At 39.7% G+C, this 24376-nt stretch carries 20 protein-coding genes; 6 read left to right on the forward strand and 14 right to left on the reverse strand.

What is annotated here, in order from left to right; genetic code table 11:
* Positions 1 to 148: 148 nt before the first annotated feature.
* Genes aroA through B3600_RS13065 form a run of 3 tightly spaced genes read right to left on the reverse strand, consistent with a single transcriptional unit; the run spans position 149 to position 3382 of the window.
* Positions 149 to 1399 (reverse strand): 3-phosphoshikimate 1-carboxyvinyltransferase, encoded by a 1251-nt coding sequence (aroA, locus tag B3600_RS13055; RefSeq protein WP_286753208.1) that lies wholly within the window; start codon positions 1397 to 1399, stop codon positions 149 to 151.
* Positions 1399 to 2511, reverse strand: coding sequence for a chorismate mutase (locus B3600_RS13060; protein ID WP_046671824.1), 1113 nt, complete (start codon positions 2509 to 2511; stop codon positions 1399 to 1401). Before B3600_RS13060 ends, aroA begins: the two co-directional genes overlap by 1 nt.
* Before the next feature lie 46 nt (positions 2512 to 2557).
* Positions 2558 to 3382: a prephenate dehydratase gene (locus tag B3600_RS13065; protein WP_046671823.1), complete on the reverse strand. Its 825-nt coding sequence runs from the start codon at positions 3380 to 3382 to the stop codon at positions 2558 to 2560.
* Positions 3383 to 3940: 558 nt separating this feature from the next.
* On the opposite strand from B3600_RS13065, the gene B3600_RS13070 reads away from it, so the two are divergent.
* The 4 genes from B3600_RS13070 to B3600_RS13085 are packed head-to-tail and all read left to right on the forward strand — an operon-like array spanning position 3941 to position 6763.
* Positions 3941 to 4417: a thermonuclease family protein gene (locus B3600_RS13070; protein WP_286753209.1), complete on the forward strand. Its 477-nt coding sequence runs from the start codon at positions 3941 to 3943 to the stop codon at positions 4415 to 4417.
* A 14-nt stretch (positions 4418 to 4431) separates the two neighbouring features.
* Positions 4432 to 5298, forward strand: coding sequence for an EamA family transporter (locus B3600_RS13075; RefSeq protein WP_286753210.1), 867 nt, complete (start codon positions 4432 to 4434; stop codon positions 5296 to 5298).
* A complete protein-coding gene (locus B3600_RS13080) occupies positions 5295 to 5912 on the forward strand; it encodes an IMPACT family protein (protein ID WP_112375621.1) in 618 nt (205 codons plus the stop codon). Before B3600_RS13075 ends, B3600_RS13080 begins: the two co-directional genes overlap by 4 nt.
* Entirely contained in the window at positions 5909 to 6763 is an 855-nt protein-coding gene (locus B3600_RS13085; RefSeq protein WP_286753211.1) for a nucleoside phosphorylase, read from the forward strand. Before B3600_RS13080 ends, B3600_RS13085 begins: the two co-directional genes overlap by 4 nt.
* A gap of 13 nt (positions 6764 to 6776) precedes the next feature.
* Here the strand turns inward: B3600_RS13085 and rodA are convergent, their stop codons facing one another.
* The 11 genes from rodA to B3600_RS13140 all read right to left on the reverse strand — a co-directional run bounded on the left by rodA (position 6777) and on the right by B3600_RS13140 (position 20240).
* Positions 6777 to 8120: a rod shape-determining protein RodA gene (rodA, locus tag B3600_RS13090; RefSeq protein WP_286753212.1), complete on the reverse strand. Its 1344-nt coding sequence runs from the start codon at positions 8118 to 8120 to the stop codon at positions 6777 to 6779.
* Positions 8113 to 10095 carry a penicillin-binding protein 2 gene (mrdA, locus tag B3600_RS13095; protein WP_046671818.1) on the reverse strand — a complete coding sequence of 661 codons (1983 nt, stop codon included), beginning with the start codon at positions 10093 to 10095 and terminating at the stop codon, positions 8113 to 8115. Before mrdA ends, rodA begins: the two co-directional genes overlap by 8 nt.
* Before the next feature lie 27 nt (positions 10096 to 10122).
* Entirely contained in the window at positions 10123 to 10641 is a 519-nt protein-coding gene (locus tag B3600_RS13100) for a hypothetical protein (RefSeq protein WP_046671817.1), read from the reverse strand.
* Positions 10634 to 11476, reverse strand: a complete 843-nt coding sequence (mreC, locus tag B3600_RS13105; RefSeq protein ID WP_070566004.1) for a rod shape-determining protein MreC — start codon at positions 11474 to 11476, stop codon at positions 10634 to 10636. The genes B3600_RS13100 and mreC overlap by 8 nt, the downstream gene beginning before the upstream one ends.
* Positions 11477 to 11567: 91 nt before the next feature.
* Positions 11568 to 12593 (reverse strand): rod shape-determining protein, encoded by a 1026-nt coding sequence (locus B3600_RS13110; RefSeq protein WP_046671815.1) that lies wholly within the window; start codon positions 12591 to 12593, stop codon positions 11568 to 11570.
* Positions 12594 to 13067: 474 nt separating this feature from the next.
* A complete protein-coding gene (locus B3600_RS13115) occupies positions 13068 to 14378 on the reverse strand; it encodes an NAD(P)/FAD-dependent oxidoreductase (RefSeq protein ID WP_286753213.1) in 1311 nt (436 codons plus the stop codon).
* 253 nt (positions 14379 to 14631) lie between these two features.
* Positions 14632 to 14964 carry a 2Fe-2S iron-sulfur cluster-binding protein gene (locus tag B3600_RS13120; RefSeq protein WP_286753214.1) on the reverse strand — a complete coding sequence of 111 codons (333 nt, stop codon included), beginning with the start codon at positions 14962 to 14964 and terminating at the stop codon, positions 14632 to 14634.
* Positions 14965 to 14966: 2 nt separating this feature from the next.
* Positions 14967 to 15971: an NAD(P)/FAD-dependent oxidoreductase gene (locus B3600_RS13125; protein ID WP_286753215.1), complete on the reverse strand. Its 1005-nt coding sequence runs from the start codon at positions 15969 to 15971 to the stop codon at positions 14967 to 14969.
* A gap of 2 nt (positions 15972 to 15973) precedes the next feature.
* Entirely contained in the window at positions 15974 to 16411 is a 438-nt protein-coding gene (locus B3600_RS13130; protein ID WP_046671811.1) for a MarR family winged helix-turn-helix transcriptional regulator, read from the reverse strand.
* Positions 16412 to 16526: 115 nt separating this feature from the next.
* Positions 16527 to 19508, reverse strand: coding sequence for a protein translocase subunit SecDF (gene secDF, locus B3600_RS13135; protein WP_286753216.1), 2982 nt, complete (start codon positions 19506 to 19508; stop codon positions 16527 to 16529).
* 258 nt (positions 19509 to 19766) lie between these two features.
* Entirely contained in the window at positions 19767 to 20240 is a 474-nt protein-coding gene (locus B3600_RS13140; RefSeq protein WP_070565992.1) for a hypothetical protein, read from the reverse strand.
* Between the two features lie 225 nt (positions 20241 to 20465).
* Between B3600_RS13140 and guaB the strand changes: the two genes are divergently transcribed.
* Positions 20466 to 21941, forward strand: coding sequence for an IMP dehydrogenase (gene guaB, locus B3600_RS13145; RefSeq protein WP_070565990.1), 1476 nt, complete (start codon positions 20466 to 20468; stop codon positions 21939 to 21941).
* A gap of 143 nt (positions 21942 to 22084) precedes the next feature.
* Positions 22085 to 24364, forward strand: coding sequence for an ATP-dependent helicase (locus tag B3600_RS13150; RefSeq protein WP_070565989.1), 2280 nt, complete (start codon positions 22085 to 22087; stop codon positions 24362 to 24364).
* Positions 24365 to 24376: the final 12 nt, after the last annotated feature.

Consider the following 24376-nt stretch of genomic DNA (forward strand, 5'->3'; position numbering starts at 1 on the left):
CACCAGACTGAATACAAATTATGAGTCTGTAACTCGAAGATGGCCTAATAGATTACATTACACTTTTTGTCCCAAGCTAAAAGGCTATCTGGGAGATTGTATCATAAAACAGAGATTAATATTGATGTTAATCCCTGTTTTTGATATGTTAGTCAATTATAAAAGCTTGCGCTTGTAAATGTTTCCAAAAATCAGGATATGACTTTTCTACAACTTGAGGTTCAGCAATCTTGATTTGGTCAAAAACTAAAGCCAAAGGTGCGAATGCCATCGCCATGCGGTGATCCTCGTAAGTCTCGAAGGTCACATCTTCTGGTTGATATACACCTGCAGTTTTCAGATGGTATGTGTCACCATCTTCGATCAATTCAGCACCGAACTTCGCGATTTCGGTCTGCAATGCAGCAATACGGTCGGTCTCTTTAATCTTTAAGGTTTCTAGACCTGTAAAGGAAACATTACGTTTTAAAGCAGCTGCGACAACGACTACTGTTTGCGCAAGATCAGGGCATTCTTTAAAGTCGAACAAGGTTTTGTCTGAATTGATTTCTTTTTTAGTTAAATGCAATCCATCCGATTCAAAGCTCGAATAAACCCCAAAATGTTCCATAATGCTTATGATGGCAATATCGCCCTGTAAACTATGTTGTCTTAGCCCGGGCAATACGATCGAGGCATCTGCATCAGCTAGTGCTACAATAGCATACCAATAGGATGCTGCGCTCCAATCTGGTTCGACATATATGGTTTGCTTTTCAAATGCTTGCGGTGCAATTTTAATCGCATTCTCCGTCCATTCATATTGGATCCCGACACTTTTAAGCATATCCAAAGTCATGGATACATAAGGTCTGGAAGTTAATTCGCCTTCAATCTCTAAGGTAAGTCCTTTTTTTAATGCCGGAGCAATTAATAGCAGGGCCGATATATATTGACTGCTGATATTTCCTTTAATCTTAACACGGTCTTTTCCTTGAAATAATCCGCCTTCAATCTTCAAAGGAGGGTAACCCACCTTTTTTTCATAATGGATTTCGGCACCAATTTCTTTCATGGCATCGACCAATATCCCAATTGGACGCTGTTGCATGCGCTCTGTCCCTGTCAGGATAAAATTGCCTTTAACAAGGTTGAGGTAAGCTGTAAGGAAGCGCATAGCTGTTCCTGCAGGGCCTATGTCAATTGTATTATAACCAGGTTGCGGTTCTGACGCGATTTTTAATACGCGGTTTAGAGTAACCGTATCTGCAGCCTCAGAGAGGTTGGCTATTTCAACTTGTCCTTTGCTCAGCGATTGGATAATAAGAGCACGGTTGCTCTCAGATTTTGAACCTGTGAGTTGGACCGTGCCCTGTATCTTTTTTGCAGGATGCGTCAGCGTGATGACTTGTTGATTCATTATGCTTCTGCTGTTGGTTGCTCTTGCGTATTCATGACCGCATTTTGTTTGCGGATAGATTCGTTGTGAATTAATTCCAGGAATTTCGTCGCAAATTCGCTACCCAAAGAAAGCGCTTCCGCTAATTTTGTGCGTTTTTGAACAATTTCATCCCAACGGTTAACTTGCAAAATTGTCACGTTGTTATCGCGTTTGTATTCGCCGATTTTCTCAGCAATTTTCATGCGTTCACCAATTTTTTGGATGATCAAATCATCTAATTTGTCGATGTTGCTACGCAATTCTGCTAATTTATCTTCAAATGAAGGGTTGTCCGAAGCAGCTTTACGTAACGTCAAGTGGTCGATCAACTCGGCCAATGCAGCTGGCGTTACTTGTTGTTTTGCGTCAGTCCAAGCGACAGATGGATCGATATGTGATTCGATAATCAATCCTTGCATATCCATATCCATTGCTTTTTGTGCGATGTATGGTAACAATTCGCGGTTTCCACAGATGTGACTTGGATCGTTGATGATCGGTAGGTTTGGACAAGCCGTTTTTAACTGAATCGCTAAATCCCACATTGGTTCATTACGGAATGCTGTTTTCTCGTACGATGAGAAGCCTCTATGAATAGCACCTAATTTTTTGATACCAGCACGGTTGATACGTTCCAATGCACCGATCCACAGCGATAAATCGGGGTTTACAGGGTTTTTAACAAATACTGGAATATCTACGCCTTGCAAAGCATCAGCAATTTCTTGTACAGTAAATGGATTTGCCGTTGAACGTGCACCTACCCATAGTACATCCACACCAGCAGCCAAAGCTTCTTCCACGTGTTTTGCTGTAGCAACTTCAGTAGCTGTTAATAAACCTGTTTCTTCTTTCGCTCTTTTCAACCACTCCAAACCAATTGAACCGATACCTTCAAATTCTCCCGGACGTGTACGTGGCTTCCAGATACCAGCGCGTAAAATATTTACTTTTCCGGTATTTGCCAACAAATGCGCTGTTGATACCAGCTGCTCTTCTGTTTCTGCGCTACAAGGACCTGCGATAATTAAAGGTTTGTCTCCTGTATCCAACCAAGATTTTAAAGGAGTGATGTCTAATGTATTTTTCATGTTAAGTTTGATTATCTATTTTAATATTGTCTGCGTAAATTGTTAATTATAGTTTTTCGTTTTTGACATACTCGCCCATAATATTGAAATTGACACTATGTTTGAGTACTTTACGTATAGCTGCTTCGTAGTCTGTTTGTTTTTTCCATTCTACGTCGACGAAAAAATCATATTCATTGCGTTTTCCGATTACCGGCATTGACTGAATCTTGCTCAAGTTGATATTCTGTTCAGCAAAACATTGTAAAATAGTCGCCAGAGATCCCACTGTATTTCCTGTTTGGAATGATAATGACGCTTTATTGGCATTTTTATGTTCGACAACCTCATTCGATAGTACGAGGAAACGCGTTGCGTTCTTTTTATTGGTTTCGATTCTCTTTTCTAATATTTCAAGACCATATATTTCAGCGGCCAATGTCCCTGCAATTGCCGCAGTATCCGTCAATTTTCGCTCGGCAATCATTTTTGCAGTTGCAGCCGTATCAGATCCCTCGGTTATGCGTACGCCCTCAAGTTCAGAAAGAAATTCTTCGCATTGGCGAATAGCAATCGGATGCGATTCGATGTGTTTGATATCCTTTAATTTAACGCCCGGCAATACCATGAGATTCTGTTGGATGTTTAGGTAAACTTCCCCAGTGATATGGAACTTGTAATCTCTCAATAAATTATAATTCGGCAATAAGCTTCCCGCAATTGAATTTTCGATCGCCATAACGATATAGTCGACTTTTCTTTGCTTCAGCAATTCACAAGTTTTTTTAAATGAATCACATTCTACAATTTCAACTTCTCTTCCGAAAAATTTAAATGCGGCCTCTTCATGAAATGAAGCCTTTGCTCCCTGTATTGCAATTTTTAAACTCATTGTTTTTTGTTCGCTATGTTGTCTCCAAAAAAAAGAGTCCCGATCATTTGAACCGGGACTCTTCTTGTTTGTATTTTTTATGATTTATACACAATCTAATCCCGGCTCTTATTTTTAAAATAAAAGAAGTTAAAATAGAAATATGTATATGTTCTGTTCATCCTGTTGTTGTTTGACATTTCAAATGTACGAATGTTTTTGAAATATCAAAGAAAAAAATAATTTTTTATTGAAAATATCTGATTTATTTAATGAATTTTTTATGTGTTTTTTATGTGTTTTTTTAGCTGAATTTTACTTGTTTATTTTTAATTTTTTTTGAATATCTATTTTGTTATAATGTTGTAATTAGGTTATTTGGCTGTTTTTATAACAATTTTTATTTTATAAAAAGCCTTATTTTTTAGTTGTTTTATGTGTTAAAAATGATTGTATTTTTTCGTGTTTTTTAGTTATATTTTTATATTAAATTTAGGTGTTTTTAATGTTAATATTATTGTTTTTTTAGCTGTTTTGTTAAAAAAGTATTTTATTACCTTTGGGCAAACGCTGGATTTTATGCTAAAACGAATTAATTTTTATGTGTGTATAAGTGTGATCTGTTTGGTGTTGACAGGTTTCACTTTTAAAGGAGAGGAAAAGGACGCCAAAGTAAAGCGTGTTATTGATGGCGATACCTTTGTCATTGAAAATGGAACCCCAAAAGGGGAGAAAGTTAGGTTGATAGGAGTAGATACTCCGGAAACGAGACGTACTGCGCGGAAGGAAATCGGGTACTATGGTCAAGAAGCAAAGCAGTATTTAACGACGATGTTAAACGGCAAAAGTGTTAAGTTGGTCTTTGACGTTGGAAAACGGGATCGGTATGGAAGACTTCTTGCCTATGTGTATGTTGGAAAGAAATTTATCAATCGGGATTTGGTTGAACAAGGGTATGCAGTATCCTATACGCTGGCACCAAATGTACAATATGCAGAATTATTTGTAAAATTGGAGCGTCAGGCTCGTCAGGAGAAACGTGGCCTTTGGAGATAAATGAAATTTGAATCATGATTTTTGTTTTATTAAGTGTCATCTGCAGCGTCACCGTTGCTGTTTTATTAAAATTGGAAAAACAAAATGGAGTTGAAACCAAACAGGTTATCGTTTGGAATTACCCCATGGCAGTTGCACTGACCTATTTTGTCTTACAACCAGATCTAAAATCGCTGGTATGGGATGCTATGCCGATGACGTTGTATATGAGCCTGGCGATATTACTTCCTGGAATGTTTGTTTTTATTGCTTTGTCCATTCGCTATAGCGGTTTGGTCAAGACAGAGATTGCACAGCGCCTATCGTTGTTCATACCCTTGCTTGCATCATTTTTCTTTTTTCATGAAAAAATGGAAGGACACAAGATGCTGGGAATAGCTCTTGGTTTATTGGCCATCCTATGTTCTATTGGTTGGCAAAAGAATCAGCATGTTAGTTCGGCAGACAGTCGTTATAAAGCGCTTTACCCGTTATTGGTATTTATCGGTATGGGCATAATTGATATCCTCTTCAAACAAGTCGCCTTGCATGTCGATATACCTTATATCAGTTCCCTATTTATTATCTTTGTGATGGCGATGTCTATTGCAATAGTGCTATTGCTGTATTTCCTTTTTGTGGAAAAACAACGTTTTTCAAGGCAAGCTATGGGCTATGGATTGGTTTTGGGTGTATTTAACTTCTGTAACATCCTATTCTATATGAAAGCGCATCGTGCGCTACCAGAAAATCCATCAGTTGTATTTACGGGGATGAACATTGGCGTAATTTCATTGGGTGCGTTAATCGGCGTCTTATTTTTTAAGGAAAGGCTATCGTTGTTGAATTATCTAGGCATAGCGCTTTCTATTGTTTCAGTTTTAATCATAGCATATCTATGAGTTTATTTGAAGATACTTACCGGACTATCAATGCAAAATACGAGGGAATTTTTAGGGATAAGGGAAGTAAGTTTATTGCTTATGCTTTTCCTTTTAAATCCGAAGATCAATTAAAAGATTTGATCTTGGAAGTGAAAGCGATTCACCCGAAAGCGAGGCATCATTGTTGGGCTTATCGCCTCACACCTGATCGTGCGGTCTTTCGTGTAAACGATGATGGAGAGCCTTCGGGGACTGCAGGACGACCTATTTTAAACGTTCTGCTGTCTATGGATGTCACCAACGTTATCGTCATTGTCGTTCGTTATTTCGGTGGTACTTTGTTGGGGGTTCCAGGCTTGATTAATGCCTACAAATCAGCAACCCAAGATGCTTTGATCCATGCCGAAATTATCGAGCGTACAGTGAATGACCATTATAGTATTACCTTTGATTACCTGCATATGAATGATATTATGCGGATCATAAAGGAAGAGGGCGTGGACATTGAAAAGCAAGAGTTTGATAATCAGTGTTATTTGGAGTTTGAAGTCCGAAAAATGCAAGTCAATCGAATTGTGGATCGGTTTTCCAAAATAGAAGGTTGTCAGTTAAGCTATTTGTATACAATATGATCAACGCATCGGAATTGATTTTAAATGCAGATGGAAGTATATACCATCTGAATTTATTGCCGGAAGATCTGGCAGGTACAGTAATTACAGTTGGCGATCCAGACCGTGTAGCCAAAGTCTCGAAGTACTTTGACCGTATTGAACTCAAAAAAGGGAAGCGTGAGTTTATTACGCATACCGGCTATCTGGGAAATAAACGGTTGACGGTAATCTCAACAGGTATAGGTACTGATAATATTGACATTGTGTTGAATGAACTGGATGCACTGGCAAATATTGATTTTGCCAATAGAACAGTAAAGTCGACGCTCAGCTCATTGCATATTGTACGCATTGGAACTTCTGGAGGAGTACAACAAGATGTCGAGATGGGAACTATTTTAGCCTCTGCTTATGGAGTAGGTCTTGATGCATTGATGAACTATTATCAGGGATCTTACGACGGCGAGGAGCAGGCGCTTCAGGTAGAACTAGCCAAATATTTCTCTGCATTAAACCTAAACCCCTACGTTGCGAAAGCTGGTGCAGGCCTTTTGGATCGAATTGCCTTTGATTTACCGAAGGGAGTTACGTTAACTGCGCCCGGATTTTATGCTCCGCAGGGAAGGACTGTCCGCTCCACGAATACGATTCCTAATTTTATAGATTTGATCAACTCCTTTCAATATAAAGGTCAGCGCTTCACCAACCTGGAAATGGAAACAGCTGGTATTTATGCGTTGGCTAATATGTTTGGACATCAAGCTTTATCCATCAATGCGATCTTGGCAAGTCGGGTAGATGGCCGGTTTTCTTCCGCACCTGAAGAAGTTGTTGATAAGGCCATACAGCTCGTTTTGGAACGCATTTAACAATTTTTCTGCGTCATGCAGAGGCGATGATAGTTTTTCTCAATGATGCGGTAAAAGAGTTGAAAAGAATTAAATATTGATTCAAATAGAAAAGGAGNNCTCCTTTTCTATTTGAATCAAATTTAAGCATGATGAACAGTAAAATGGTGAAACTCCATAAGGATGAACCACCATAACTAATAAAAGGCAGCGGAATACCGATAACCGGAACAATACCGATGGTCATACCGATATTGATGAATAAGTGAAAAAAGAGAATGGACGCTACACCGTATGCATATATCCTGGCGAAGGCTGAGCGCTGTCGTTCGGCTATATGAATAATGCGAAGCAGTAGGGTGAGATAGATAAGTAATAAGGTAACCGATCCAACAAATCCCCATTCTTCTCCAACGGTGCAAAAAATAAAGTCCGTGCTCTGCTCAGGTACAAAGTTGTATTTTGTTTGCGTTCCCTGCAGGTAACCCTTGCCTAGGAGCTGCCCTGATCCAATTGCAATCTTCGACTGATTCAAATTATATCCTTTTCCTTTAGGGTCTTCCATTTTACCCAGGATAATGTCAATACGGTCACGTTGATGAGGTTGTAGCACATGCTCATACACCAGGTCCACACAGAGAATAAATACAGCGCATGCAGCAAAAAGTATACTGAGATTGATAATGTATTTTCTTCTCTTGCGGTAGTTCCACATGACAAGGCCAATAAGCAATGCTAAAATCAAGATAAGTATCCAAGGATTGACCAATAAAGAAAGAACAAAAAGTAAAATGCAGAGCCCGCCAAATATAAGCAGTTCATTATTTACATAGCCTTCACGATAGAATACAAAAATCAACGAAAAGAACGCAAGGGCAGATCCCGTATCGGGCTGCAGCATAACTAAAAATACAGGAAATAAGACAATACCGGCTCCCATGGCCAGTGTCTGCATGGTCGGTGCTTTATTGCTCTGAGCGCTCAAAAAGTTAGCTAAGAGCAGACAGGTCGAAAGTTTGGCAAACTCAGAAGGTTGTAAGCGGAAAAAACCTAGGTCAATCCACGCTTGGTTTCCGCCGACATTTCGCCCTACCACGAGCACGATGACAAGCAATACAGCTGTTATACCATAAAATATCGGTGAGGCGGAACTGAAAAATTTCGCGTCTATGATGAGAATGGATACCCCTAGAATAATTGCGGAAACAAGATATAAAGACTGTTTTCCATAATTGGTTCCTAAGGTAAAGAAATTGGGCATTTCAGGATTAAACACCGCTGCACGGATATTGAATAAGCCGATTAAGCATAGCGCAAGCCAAAGCGTGATGGTTAGCCAGTCTATCTTTCCAAAAAAACTTGTTTTTTGATTATTCATATCTTCTCTTTATCTCGCTATGGTGAACAATTGTTTCCTTTGGTTTTGTTAAAGCTGCCAGCTGGCGTTTTGATTTTAACGTGTCAGTTTTCGATTTGACTGAGTCTGTCTTTTTTACATCTTTAGTCTTTGGATCCACAACTTTTTTGGGTGCAGGAAGAAAATTTGCTTTATAAATGCGGTCCTGAATATATTTTGGCGCAGTTATCGTGTCTTTGAGGTATTTCTCAACCATCATACTTGCGATAGGTCCTGCCCAGGTTCCACCGTAACCCGCGTTTTCAACAAAGACAGCAATAGCAATTTTAGGGTTTTCTCGTGGGGCAAAAGCAAAGAAAACGGCATGGTTTTCACCATGTGGGTTTTGCGCTGTACCTGTTTTTCCGCACATTTCGATGCCCGGGATACGATTGGCCCAAGCGGTACCTTCGGGTGTATTAACAGCATCACTCATCCCTTGGATAACAACAGGATAGTACCGCTCATCCACTCCGGCACTGACTTTTTCGGTAAATTCCTTCTTGGCAATTTTCTGTGCACCAATACCTTTAATCAAATGGGGTCTGTAATAAAAGCCTTTGTTGGCAACGATAGCCATAATGTTGGCCATTTGCAACGGTGTTATTCCCATTTCCCCTTGTCCGATCGATAAGGAGATATTGAAACTTGAACGCCATTTATCGTTACCGTATCTTTTGGTATAAAAATCTGATGTCGGCAGTAAACCCGGCTTTTCACCCGGTAGATCAATGCCTAGTTTATGGCCAATTCCAAACTGTGTCACGGCATTGCGCCATAGATCGTAGGCCTTAGGTCCCGAAAGCCCACGTCCGTCGATCATCTTAGCATAGGTAAAACCATAATAGGTATTACATGATACGGCTACAGAGCGCTGTAATGTGGTTGATCCATGATAGTGCGTACAGCCCATCCAGCCGCGTCCACCACCATAGCTGTATCCATGTGGGCAGAAAAATACGGTATTACGATCAATAACACCAGCCTGCTGCGCAGTCAATGCTGAAACAACTTTAAATACAGAGCCTGGAGGGTAGGAGGCTTGAATAGGGCGGTTAAAAAGCGGTTTGGTTTCGTCTTTCAATAATTTCATATAATTATTGCCAGACTGCCTGCCGACCATCATGTTGGGGTTGTAACTCGGGCTACTGACATAGGCCAAGATTTCACCCGTTGCAGGCTCAATGGCAACTATGGACCCCAATTTATTTTTCATGAGGTTCTCCCCAAGAATCTGAAGGTCTTTATCCAAAGAGGAAACCAGTCCTTCCCCTGCAACAGCAAGTGTGTCGTATTTCCCCTCCATAAACACCCCTTTCGGACGGTTCAACGCATCAACCATTAAGTTGTTGACACCGCGTTTTCCACGAATAAGGTCTTCATAAGAGCGTTCTACTCCACTGCGACCAATGTAGTCACCACTACGATAAAACCCATTGGAGCGTTCGATATCTTTATCATTTACCTCACTTACATATCCTAAAAATTGAGCTGCTATGCTGTCGGGGTAACTTCGGATTGTTCTTTTTTGAACATAGAAACCACGAAATTGATATTGGTATTCCTGATATTGAGCCCATGTCCGTACAGACAGCTGTTTTTCAAAAATAGATGCACGGTAAGGCGAGTGCACTCTTGCCTTTTCCATCCGTTTGATAAAGCCCTCCTTGTCAATGTCTATCAATTTGCAAAACAAAGCGGTGTCGATTTCTTTCACCTCACGCGGAGTAACCATAAGATCATATACCGGTTCGTTCTGAACCAATACCTTTCCCTTTCGGTCCAAAATAACCCCTCTGGCGGGGTACACAATGACCTTGCGCATGACATTGCTGTTTGCGGAATGTATATAGGAATCGTCTATGATCTGTAAATAGAATAAGCGGGCCACCAAGGTCAATGTGATGGCAATAAAGATTCCTGAAACGACGTACTTACGCGCAAAAAAACTGTTCATAGAAATGAATTTCTATCCATCGATTTACTACAACCGATCTTTCTTTTTGTAGAATAATATGCTAAATAATAGCATGATAATTACTGTAAATATACAACTTAAAACGATACTCAATAAGGTGTATTGGATGTGCTGGAAGGAAAAAGATTCCAAGAGATACAAAAATGTATGATGAATCAATGTTCCGAAAAAGATGTAGGAAAAGAACCAGCGAATATTCATGAAGCCCAACATCGGGGTAAAGAAAGATTCGCGTTCTTCAACTTCAAGCGTAATTTTCATGAAGAAAATACGGAAGGCTGCCAGTGCAACACAGGCTGCGGTATTGACCCCAAGGGTATCATAAAACGAATCTACGGTAAGTCCCGTGAGAAATGCGATCAAATACACCAGGAAATTAGGTGTTCCTGTAGGAAGTAAAAAAATAAATAAGATATAAGGAAATGCAGCGACCAGATTGTAATAACCGATATTTTGAAATAGGAAAACTTGCATCCCTATCAAAACGATAAATCGAATAATATTAAATATTAAAATCCTAGCCATTGTCCTTTGTCGATTCTTCTAGTGTCTTTAATTCTTTATTTAACAAGTCTTTTACAACGTAGACATGTTGCAAGTTGGAGAAATTGGTACTCAACAATAGTCTAAGATCCAAAAAAGCGTCTCCTGAAGAGATCCCCGTCTGAATGACCGTTCCAACAAAAATTCCTTTTGGAAAATGTCCTGAATATCCTGAGGTGTACACTTTATCTCCTTTGTTGACTTTGATATGGTTTGGAATTTCCTTGACCATTGCCGCGCGGTAATCCATGCTATTGCCCCATACCAACGAGCCGAAAACCTCGGTGTGGCCTAATGTTACGGATATACGCGTATCGGGATGCAATAGGGATTGCACTGTCGAGAAGTTTTGGGAAACATTCAATACGATACCAACTACTCCGTTGGGAGCGATAACACCCATACCTCGCTCTATACCATCTTTACTGCCTTTATCGAGTGTGATCGTATTTGCCTTTTGGTGAATGCTATTGTTGATGACATTTGCAATAATAAATTCGTAACGCCCAAACTCACTGCTATCGATTGCCGGGACAGGACCGATCTTGATGCTGTCTGTTGATCGATAGGCTTGTAAGTCCTTTCTCAGTTGTGCATTTTCCTTTGCAAGTGCATCGTTGGTCTCCCCGAGGTGCAGGTAGCTTTTCCAGGAATTGACCTTTGCATACAGGCCTCCGATGATACTATTTGAAGAATTTAAAACAGAATTACGTTGGAAAGAATTGTTGGTGATCACCAAAAATAACGAGAATCCAAAAAATAGGATAAACCAGAAGAATGCATTATATCGTCTCAGGAATAACCAAAGGTTTCTCATTTTTTAATGTGGGTATTTAATAAGCAAGCGATATAATAGTTTTGCATATTATATCGCTCTTTAATAAAATATTGTTATTAATTATCGAACGTTATGATTGCATCAAGAATTTAAATCGTCCAATATTTTTAAGTGCAATACCAGTTCCTCTTACAACAGCACGTAATGGATCTTCAGCAATATGCACTGGAAGTTTAGTTTTCGCTTGTATACGACGGTCCAAACCACGCAACAATGCACCACCACCGGTAAGATAAATACCTGTTTGATAAATATCCGCTGATAATTCTGGTGGAGTGATTTCAAGTGCTTTTAAGATCGCTTCCTCAATTTTTGATATGGACTTATCCAGACAATGCGCTATTTCGGTATAAGAAACAGTAATTTGCTTAGGAACACCCGTCATCAAATCACGACCTTGAACGGCGAAATCTGCTGGTGGTTCCTGTAACTCAGGAAGAGCCGCACCAACTTCAATTTTTATTTTTTCAGCCGTACGTTCACCGATCATGATATTATGTTGTCTTCTGATGTATTGAACGATGTCTGAGTCGAAGTTATCACCTGCAACACGAATAGATTGGTCACACACAATACCCGATAAAGCGATGACAGCAATTTCAGTGGTACCACCACCGATATCGATAATCATATTACCCATTGGTTCTTCCACATCAATTCCGATGCCGACAGCAGCAGCCATGGGTTCATGAATTAAGTAGACTTCTTTCGCACCAGCAATTTCCGCTGAATCGCGTACAGCTCTTTTCTCTACTTCCGTAATACCGGAAGGAATACAAACAACCATACGTAGGGAAGGGAAAAACCAGCTCTTACCATTGTTTACCAATTTGACCATACCTCTGATCAGGTGTTCAGCTGCCGTAAAATCAGCGATTACTCCATCACGTAAAGGACGTACTGTCTTTATATTATCGTGTGTTTTACCCTCCATTTGCATGGCCTGGCGACCAATGGCGATCACTTTGTTTGTGGTGCGGTCAAATGCAACAATAGAAGGTTCATCCACTACTACTTTGTCATTATGAATTATTAGGGTATTTGCAGTACCCAAGTCAATCGCAACTTCTTGCGTAAACCAATTAAATAAGCCCATCTGCTAATCCTTAAGCTATTTTAAAATAATATGCAAACCTACACAAAAAAAATTAATCTTTTTGAGGTTATACATCAAAAAAAACTATATTCTGAAAGTAAATTCTATCTGGAAAAAACTGTCTTTAAATTTAACGAATATAATCTGTAATTCTTACGTCCCGGCTGAAGTTATTTTTAATCGGACGCCGTGTTAAATTAAGAAATAAGTGGGTGTTTTTTAAATCATGGAGCACAAGGAGCAAGAATCCAAAAGTGAAAAGGTGGTTTTGAAAACTAGCTAAAGACTCAAATGCTTTGAAGAGCTGATAAGCGAAGCCGTCACAACGTTTTAGAAGCCTATTCAGTAGGTTAATATGGCGAAGAGAAACAGCTTCATAAGGTTAATAAAGATAAAAGAAACAGCGGCATTATCGTTTGGGATAATGCCGCTGTCGGGCTACTGAAATATGTTTATTTAGACTCCAATAGGAAGTTAGTGGGCAGTTTCTGCTTTTTTTTCCTCTGGAGTTGGCTCATCATATTTGTGGAAGATCAAACGCACACCACTGTTTTTGGTGAAAAATTTGATCGACCAGTTGACGAATGTGATCAATTTATTTCTGAATCCATAGATGGACATCAAGTGGACAAACATCCATGTCATCCAGCCAAAGAATCCATTGAAATGGATTTTTCCCATGTCGACGACAGCTTTGTTACGACCTACCGTAGCCATGGATCCTTTATCAAAATAGTTGAATTTCTCTGTTGGTTGATTGGACATGGTTTGGAGAATGTGTTTTGCAACATATGCTCCCTGCTGTTGCGCTACCGGTGCAACACCAGGTAAGCCACGAGGAAGATCATCTGTGATAAATGCCGAAACATCACCAATAGCATAGACCCCTGGCATATCAATAACACGGCATTGATCATCTGTCTGTATACGGTTACCACGTTGGATAATCTCCTTTTTGAAACCATTCGGATACTGCCCAGCTACACCTGCTCCCCAGATAACAGTTTTTGTTTCAATGCTTCTGCCATCGGCGAAAGTAATTGAATTGCCATCATATCCAGTTACCTGAACATTCAATAATACTTCTACACCCAAATCTTTGAGGTACTTTTCTGAATCTTTAGAAGATTTTTCAGATAAGTTGGCCAATACTTTTGGAAGTCCTTCAACCAGGTAAACCGACATCTCAGATTTTTTCAATTCTGGATAATCTTTCTCAAGAACATTGTTTTTAATTTCTGCGATTGCTCCCGAAAGTTCTACACCTGTTGGACCACCCCCAACAATAACAAAGTTCAAATTAGCTTTACGATCAGCAGGGTTTTCTATTCGCACTGCTTCTTCGAGGTTCTGTAAAACATAGCTTCGAATATTTAATGCTTCTTGTATATTTTTCATCGGCAAAGCATATTTCGTGATTTGCTGATTTCCGAAGAAGTTCGTGGTAGCACCTGTCGCAACAATTAAATAATCGTAGTCAAAATCACCAACATCTGTTCTTACAATCTTAGCTTCATTGTCTACGCTTTTTACGTCAGCAAGTCTAAAATGAAAGTTGTCTTGACCTTTGAACATTTTGCGAACAGGGAAGGAGATGGAGTCCGCTGAAAGAGTACCCGTGGCAACTTGGTACATCAATGGTTGAAAAGTATGAAAGTTATTTCTGTCCAGCAACAGAACTTCAACTTCCTTATTTTTAAGCTTTTTAGCAACTTCAATTCCTCCAAATCCAGCACCAATAATGATTACTCTTGGGAATTTTCTATTTGAACTATTGCTTGGCATATTTTTAATAGTTTGTTGTAAAAATTCGGTACAATCGAATTAAGCTGCAAATATCTTAAATTTTGGCTCAAAAAGCTAAAAAATATTTATTTATTATGCTGATATGTTGTGAATTTTATTGTAAAGAGGCTAATTCTTTCAATAATATGTTTTGTAGTTGTTTGATTTTTAGCTCTTTATAGTGTACATTGTACCCTTTGAAAAAAAACGATGTATAGTATCATCATTGTGTATTTTATACACAATGATGATACTATTGTAGCGCACCTTTGATCTTGATTTTCATGCCGTTATTGTTATTCTGTAGATACATCTGACAGGCAAGTCGACTTTGATCATCGGCATCCGGAAGCGTGTCCAGCATGTCGAGTTCTTGATCACTCGCTTGGGGAAGTGTATGCAGTCCTTCGACAACTTCGACATGGCAGGTAGCGCACAGCGCCATACCACCGCAAGTGGCCAATATCTCATAGTCGGATGCCTTTAAAATCTCCATGAGTGAAAGATTGATATCGGTCGGAACTTCCAGGATATTTTCGGTCCCATCCCGATCTATAACAGTGACTTGAATTAAATTATCGTCCATGGCTAGAAAGTATTTATACCGTTTACTGTGGTGTATTTGAATGTCAATTTTTGATCTGGATACACAAATTTGAACGCACTTTGGCACATTAGTGCAGCCTCATGGTACCCACAAAGAATGAGTTTCAGTTTACCTGGATAGGTGTTGATGTCTCCAATAGCATAGATTCGTTCGATATTGGTCGAGTAATCGAACGTATCGACCGCTATGGCATTTTTATCGATATTTAATCCCCAATCTGCAATTGGACCAAGCTTCGGTGTAAGACCATATAAAGGAATAAAATAGTCTGCATCTGTAGCAATGACTTCTTTTTCTTTATTTGTGGTTTCAACATGGGACAAGTAGCCATTGCCAAGGATATTGGTCAGATTGTGAGACAATAATAGGTTGATCTTACCCTGCTGGGCCAATTTGAACACTTTCTCAGCCGAGTCTGGGGCACCCCTGAAGGAGTCACTTCGGTGGATTAAAGTGACCTGTTGCGCAATATCTGCAAGATGGAAAGTCCAGTCGAGCGCGGAGTCACCGCCACCGGCAATGACGATTTTTTTATCCCGGTATTTGGCGGGATCTTTTACCATATAATCGACGCCTTTTCCTTCAAAGAGATGAAGGTTTGGGATTTCTGGCTTGCGCGGTTCAAAGCAACCTAATCCCCCGGCAATGACAATGACCTGTGTATGGACCATCGTATGATCATTGGTTTCTACGATAAAGGAACCATCGTCCTGTTTTGTGATATGTTCCACTCGCTCGCCTAAGGTGAATGTGGGGTCAAAGGGTTTAATCTGTTCGAGCTGTTTATCGATCAATTCCTGCGCAGTGATACTTGGATAACCGGGAATGTCGTAGATAGGTTTATGGGGGTAGATCTCCGAAAGCTGACCGCCCACTTGAGGTAGTACATCGATCAAATGGCAGCGCATTTTTAAAAGTCCAGCTTCAAAAACTGCGAATAGGCCAACAGGTCCTGCTCCGATGATACAGATATCCGTATTTATCATAGCTATTCTATATTTAAGTTGTTATATATTGTATTCAAAATTCTTGTAAAAGCTTCGAAATCTTCGTCTGCTAGATTTTCCCAGGCCTTCATGCGAATCTCTGTAACAAGCGGCGTTAGCGATGCTACTTTTAATTTTCCTTCTTCTGTCAAATGAAGGTAGAGACTTCGACGGTCAGTTTCGTCAGTAATCCGCTCGGCCAGGTTTTTTTTAAGAAGGATATCAACGATCCGTGTCAGTGTGGGCTGGTCTTTTCCGCAGCGCTTTGCCAATTCTTTTTGTGAAAGTTGATCTGTTTCGTATAAAGCCTTTAAGATGGTCCATTGGTCTACAGTAATATCAAATCCTTTCTCCGCAAAAGAAGATTGGGCGAACTGTTTTACTTTCTTGGCCGTTTGGTCCAAGATGAAAGAGTAGCGGTCAAATTTTTCGTTTAGCATACAAATATTTAGTGTAACAAATATATTTAAAATATTTAGTGTGACAAGTAATTTGAATGCAATAAAAAAAGGGCGTTCATTCGAACGCCCTTCTTTATTTTATTAACATTAGCTATTATGGTCTTACGACTTCAGCTTTTTTAGCTGTATTACCTTCTGCTAAATGCTTTCCTTTACGTAAGTCATATACCGAAGGTGCTGCTAAGATAATCGATGAATATGTACCTACGATAACACCGATTAAGATTGCGAATGAGAATCCACGGATAACTTCACCACCAAAGATAAACAATACAGCAAGCACAAACACGATTGTCAATGATGTGATGATTGTTCTACTTAAAGTAGAGTTGATCGCATGGTTTACCACATCGCCTAGATCTTCATTATGCGCATTTGGTTTCGATACGAATTCACGTAAACGGTCAAATACAACCACTGTATCATTCACCGAGTAGGCAATTACAGTTAATATCGCTGCCACAAAGTGTTGGTCAATATCCAATGAGAATGGTACGATACCATCCAAAATTGAGAATAATCCCAATAAAATAATCGCATCGTGAATTGTTGCAATAGCTGCTCCAACTGAATATTCCCATTTATGGAAACGGATCAGGATGTAAGCTGCAACAATGATGATAGAGAAAACTGCGGAACTGGTTGCTCTAGATTTGATGTCGGTAGCGATACTTGGTCCAACTTTTTGGGACGAAAGGATCTCATGTTTATTGGAAGCATCTACTTTTGATAAACCTTGGTTTAATTTGTCCAATACCTCTTTATCAGCAGTGTCCGAAGTTTCTTCGATATGGTAAGTTGTTGTTATACGCAGTTGGTTGGATGCACCAAAGACTTTTACTTCAGTTGTTTTCTGGAAGATATCATCCAAGTTTGTACGTACAGCTTCCAAGTCCACAGGTTTATCATAACGGACAGTATACGTACGGCCACCTTGGAAGTCTACACCTAAACTGAATCCTTTTGTGAAAATTGATGCCGCAGAAATTAACACGGCAACGATTGAAATCGCATAAAAGATTTTACGTTTCTGAACGAATTTAAAGTTTGCATTATGCAAGGTATTTGCAGACCAAGGGAAAGAGACTTTGATTTTGAAATCTTTCGCCAACATCCATTCGAAAATAACACGAGTAACAAGGATCGCAGTAAACAATGAAGTAATGATACCCACCATTAATGTTGTTGCGAAACCTAAGATTGGACCACTACCAAATAAGAATAAGATAATACCGATCAAAAACGTTGTGATCTGCGAATCCAGGATGGAAGGTAAAGCGTGTTTGTAACCATCTGCAACAGCCTGACGGATCGATTTTCCTAATCCCAGTTCTTCACGGATACGTTCATAAATCAAGACGTTCGCATCGACCGCAGTACCCATCGTTAATACGATACCCGCGATACCCGGTAAGGTGAGTACAGCATTTAAGGATGCCAATACCCCCATAATGATAAATACGTTTAACAACACCGCGATGTTTGCCACGATACCTGCAGTATTGTAGTAAGCGATCATAAAGATCATTACTACGATAATACCGATAACAGCAGAGTTAACACCCGCATCGATGGCAGCCTGACCTAGAGTAGGACCAACAACTGCTTCTTCAACGATTTTAGCAGTTGTCGGAAGACGACCTGCTTTCAATACGTTTGATAAATCTTTGGTGTCTTCTACTGTAAAAGATCCAGAGATCGATGAGCTACCATTTGGAATTTCACCGTTTACAGAAGGAGCCGAATAAACCACATTATCAAGAACGATAGCAATTGCATCTCTGTTTTGAGCGGCCTTTGCTGTAATTTTCTTCCATTGATGAGCACCTTCACTGTTCATTTGCATACCAACTACAGGTTGATTTTTCTCATCAAAGTTTGCTGTTGCGTCAGTGATCACATCCCCTGTCAATACAGCACCGTTGTCTTGTCCAGATCCTTTAATTGCATATAATGATAGTTGCTCAGGTGTCTTTTGCTCAGGTTTTACAGCCCATAAAAGTTTTAAGTTTCCAGGTAGGATTGATTTTACCTCTGGACGTTGTAAATAAGCATTTACTTTTGCTGTATCTTTTAAAGAAGCAATACCAACCATGGAACCTGGCATAAGCGCCATTTGTTGGTTTTCGCCCATATAAACTGCTGGACGTAATACTTCAAATAATGGATTTTTCTGACCTAGATTTACAGTAGCACTGTCTTTCTTAGCATCTTTCTTACCACCGGTTAGATTAGACAATAAATCATCTGATTTTTTGCTTGTATCTGCAGCAGCATTTGTCGTAGCTGCTGGAGCAGCTTTTAACGTTGAAGCTAAAGTTTTGTCGATATTTTCTAATATTGGATAAACTTCCTGATTCGTATAGGTCTCATAGAATTCCAATTTAGCTGAACCTTGTAATAGGTTACGAACACGGCTTTCATCTTTTACACCAGGTAATTCGATTAAAATACGGTTTGTACCTTGTTGAATTTGAATGTTTGGAGATGCAACGCCAAATTTGTCGATACGCGTACGAAGTACTTTGTAAGAATTTTGGATGGCATTGTCTGCTTCTTTTTGAAGGAATGATTCAACTTTTGAGTCTGAATCACCCGGTTTAATTAAAGAAGCATTGTCTTTTGTTGAGAAGAATGTTGAAAGTGGCGTTGTCGCACCGATGGATTTGTATTCCTCCATAAATAAAGCAACGACTGTTTTTGCACTCGTTTTACTTTTTGCCACTGCCTGTTCCAACGCTTTGTTGAATTTCTCATCTTTTGGATTGTTCGCCAAATTGCGGATCAATTCGTCCAATGAGATCTCCATGGTTACGTTCATACCGCCTTTCAAATCCAATCCCAAAGCGAGTTCATTTGCTTTAGCTTCCCGATAGGTGTATTTTGCAAAACCTAAATTGTACACTACTTCACCTGCCATTGAGTCGAGATAGCTTTTCTCTTTTGCCAAGTCTCCTTTGGCAAAATTCTCAGCATCTCGCTCCACATTGCGGGTCACCCAAGTAAATGATAGGGAGTATAGACACGCTAATGACACCACTATCACTAAAAGTTTAATCAGCCCTTTACCTTGCATCGTCTGTTATAATTGTATTAATTTTAATGTTAAATACTGTTTATGTAATTGATAATTAGTTCTCGTTTAATCACATTTTACCAAGAATGGCAAAGGTATAAAATTTTTGTAGAATGAAAAGTTTTATTTATGCCAATTAGGTCAACGGCATAAAAATAGGAGAATTGAAGAAAAAAAGAAATATTAATTGATTTTATTTATAAAAAAAGGCCCTACTCAAGACGAGAAGGACCTTTTTACACTGTTTAGTTGCTTATATTATTTCAATGTGTATTTGATACCAAAAGAAAATGTTGATGCATCAAAATCACTATTGTGGTTCAATCTCCAGTCTGGTTTCCAGTCTGCGTGGAAAGCAATCGGAGCAACTGGAATTTTGAATTCCAAACCTAGTTGAGGACGTAAAGCAACATTTGTAATATTATCTCCTACGTCGATAAATGTCAATTGTGCACCAACGCCGGCATACCATCCCAAACCATTCACGCCTTGGAAGGGTCTTGCATATTGGTAGTCTGCACCTACAGCAACCACGTGGTCGTCAAACATCACCTGTGCTTGTCCCATGTTGGCACCGCCAAAAGATTGCTTATATTGAACACCCCATAAGTCAGTTGTTGTACCATCGAATACAACACCTATCGCTGATCTAAATGGAGACTGAGCTTTCGCTTCCTGTGCGCCAAATGCTAATGCTGCGACGGCAGCTAATGAGAGTAATGTCTTTTTCATAATTATCTTATCTTTATATTTTCATTAATTAAAATAACTTTTCGTGTTACACAAAAGCAAATAGCTTGCCAAAAAATGATATTGCTTACACGTTGGCCGTAATGAATGCTTAATTCATAACGTTTCTAATTTGTCTTCCGATTGTAATTTGTATCTTTTATTTTTTATTATTGCTTATTTTTCTTAAATTTGCCTGGCAAATAGAAAACCCAATACATATTTGCCATGCAATTAGATCCACAAAAATTCGTAGCAGAAGGTCTCACTTACGACGACGTCTTATTAATTCCAGCTTATTCTGAAATTTTACCCCGTGACGTTGATACGAGCACTTCGCTAACAAAAAAAATCAAATTAAATATTCCATTGGTTTCTGCAGCAATGGATACGGTAACCGGTGCTGATTTGGCGATTGCGATTGCACAAGCTGGCGGTATTGGTATGTTACATAAGAACATGACTATTGCAGAACAAGCTGCTGAAGTACGTAAAGTAAAACGCTCTGAGAGCGGTATGATTCAGGATCCAGTTACGTTATTGGCAACAGCAACGGTGGGTGATGCCTTCAATATTATGAAGGAGCACAAGATTGGTGGAATCCCTGTTGTGAACGAAAAAGGTCAATTGGTCGGTATTGTAACGAATCGTGATCTTCGTTTCCAAAAAGATATGAGCCGTCCCATCAATGAATTGATGACCAAGGAAAATCTTGTGGTTGCTCCCGAAGGAACGGATTTGGTGAAAGCGGAAGAAATTCTTCAAAACGAAAAAATCGAAAAACTTCCAGTAGTCAATGAAGAAGGTATTTTGAAAGGCTTGATTACCTTTAAAGATATACAAAAATATAAGCATTACCCGAATGCTGCCAAAGATAGCCATGGTCGTTTATTGGTTGGTGCTGCAGTAGGCGTTACACCCGATACCCTTGACCGCGTGGAGGCTTTGGTGAAAGCAGGTGTGGATGTGGTCACAATCGATACAGCACATGGGCATTCTAAAGGTGTAATCGATAAGTTGAAATTGGTGAAATCGCAGTTCCCTGACCTACAGGTAATCGTTGGAAATATTGCAACAGGTGCAGCAGCAACAGCTTTGGCTGAAGCAGGTGCAGATGCTGTAAAAGTAGGTATCGGACCGGGCTCTATCTGTACAACCCGTATCATTGCTGGTGTCGGTGTTCCTCAGCTTTATGCCGTATATGAAGTTGCCAAAGCCCTTAAAGGAACTGGCGTGCCATTGATCGCAGACGGGGGTATCAAACAGACTGGTGATATTGCAAAAGCAATCGCAGCTGGAGCAAGCACCATTATGGCTGGTTCTCTATTCGCAGGCGTGGAAGAAGCTCCAGGGGAAACAATTATCTATGAAGGACGTAAGTTTAAATCTTACCGCGGTATGGGCTCAATCGAAGCCATGGAAAAAGGATCGAAAGATCGTTATTTCCAAGACGTAGAAGATGATATCAAAAAATTGGTTCCTGAAGGTATTGTGGGACGTGTTCCATATAAAGGTACACTGGCTGAGGTTGTTTATCAATACATTGGTGGATTACGCGCTTCTATGGGCTACTGTGGTGCTGCTACAATCGAAAGATTACAGGAAGCACAATTTGTTCGTATTACAGGAGCAGGGCTGAGAGAGTCCCATCCACATAATATTTCCATTACGAAAGAAGCACCAAATTATAACAGCAGAGGCTAGATATTGCTTGGAGCATATAAAAACCGATAATCTTGATTATCGGTTTTTTTTGTGTAAAAATATTAGCAAAATAGCCTGAGTGATCAACAGGAAATTTGTACTTTTATACCCTATTCTCAGGTTTTAAAATTTAAGGAGTTAATTTGGATTATTTAGCGGGTTTAAACCCTTCACAACGAGGAGCCGTAGAGCAAACAGAAGGTCCTGTGATGATTGTTGCGGGAGCTGGTTCAGGAAAAACACGGGTCATTACCTATCGTGTCGCACACTTGATTCGAAAAGGTGTTGATCCATTCAATATCTTGGTATTAACATTTACCAACAAAGCGGCCAAAGAGATGCGCGCGCGTATCGTTTCTGTTGTTGGGAGCGAAGCGAAAAATATTTGGATGGGAACATTCCACTCGGTGTTTGCAAAAATACTCCGTGTAGAAGCTGAATTGATCGGTTATCCCAGAAACTTTACCATCTACGATACGGATGATACCAAAAGTTTGTTGCGTGCCATTTTAAAGGAAATGAATCTCGATGATAAGCTGTATAATGTCAATCATGTGTACGGACGTATCTCACAGGCAAAAAATAACCTGATCTCACCGCAGGAATATAATAAGAATGAAGCCATATTGGCCGAGGATATTTCCAATGGTCGTGGTCAATTGGGACAGATTTATATGACCTATGCACAGCGCTGTTACCGTGCTGGGGCAATGGATTTTGATGATCTGTTGTTTAAAACAAATGTATTGTTAAATAAACATCCAGAGGTACTGCATAAATACCAGCATCAATTTCGGTACCTGATGGTCGATGAGTACCAGGATACCAATTTCTCGCAATATCTTATTGTTAAACGCCTGGCAGCAGTCAATGAAAATATCTGTGTGGTTGGGGATGACGCACAGTCTATCTATGCATTTCGTGGGGCAAATATTCAGAATATCCTGAATTTCCAAAAAGATTATCCGGATGTTAAGATCTTTAAACTAGAGCAGAATTATCGATCTACGAAGATGATCGTGAATGCGGCTAATTCGGTGATTGCCAATAATCAGAATCAATTGGAGAAAAATGTTTTTTCGGATAATGAAGAGGGCGAAAAGATCAAGGTTTCACGTGCTTTCTCTGACAATGAGGAAGGTAAGATCGTTGCCGATCAAATCATTGAAGAGAAATCGTTAAAAGGACTTAATTATAAGGATTTTGCTATTCTGTATCGCACAAACGCCCAATCCAGGGCTATGGAGGAGGCCTTACGCAAAATCAATATTCCTTATAAAATCTATGGTGGTACTTCTTTCTATCAACGGAAAGAAATTAAAGATCTGATCGCGTATTTCAGACTAACCTTCAACCCGAATGATGAGGAAGCACTCAAGCGTGTGATCAATTACCCGCGTAGAGGGATAGGGGATACGACAATCGAGAAGATCATGATCGCTGCAGATCAGAATCAGTACCGTATATGGGATGTTGTTGCAAATGCGGCCCAGTTTCTAGATGGGCGTAGCGCAACGTCTGTCGGTGGTTTTGCACAGATGATACAGAGTTTTCAGGCCCTGGCCAAAAACAATAACGCATTTGATACCGCAATGCATATTGCACAGCACTGTGGTATTCTGAAAGAATTGTACGAAGACAAATCGGTAGAGGGGTTGGCACGTTACGAAAATATCCAGGAACTCCTCAATGGTATCAAGGAATTTTCGGAACGGGAAGATATCGAAGAACGTGGACTTGATGTCTATATGCAGGATATCGCCCTGTTGACAAACGACGATAATGATAAAGATCCAAATGCGGATACTGTATCATTGATGACCATCCACTCTTCCAAAGGATTGGAATTTCCGATTGTTTTTATTGTAGGCTTGGAAGAAAACCTATTTCCTTCCCAGTTGTCGTTGAATTCCAGGTCGGAACTGGAAGAGGAACGAAGACTTTTTTATGTTGCCGTTACGAGAGCTGAAAAAAAATTACTACTTTCGTATGCTACTTCGCGATATCGTTGGGGAACGCTGAATAACTGCGAACCTAGTCGCTTCTTGGATGAATTGAATCCGGCATGTCTTGCATTGGATTTTAAACCACGACAAACTTCTGCCTCAGCCGGAAGTTTTCAAGGCGAACGAATTGCATGGCAGCAAAAGGACAGTGATGATACGTTTTCTAAACCTAAGCCTAAGCCCATGGTTAAAACCACATCGATACTGCCGAAAGCCCACAAACCTACTGCGGGTTTTGCTCCTTCAGATACATCAAATCTTCAGGTCGGCATGGAAGTTGAACATGAACGCTTTGGATTTGGTAAAGTTGTGAATCTCGAAGGAAACAAAGGAGATATAAAAGCAACTATTTTCTTTAAGGAGTTGGGACAGAAACAATTGTTGCTTAAATTTGCAAAACTTAGAATAATTCAATAATAAAATACCAAA

The organism is Sphingobacterium sp. UBA2480 (assembly GCF_002341965.1).
Taxonomy (GTDB): Bacteria; Bacteroidota; Bacteroidia; order Sphingobacteriales; family Sphingobacteriaceae; genus Sphingobacterium; species Sphingobacterium multivorum.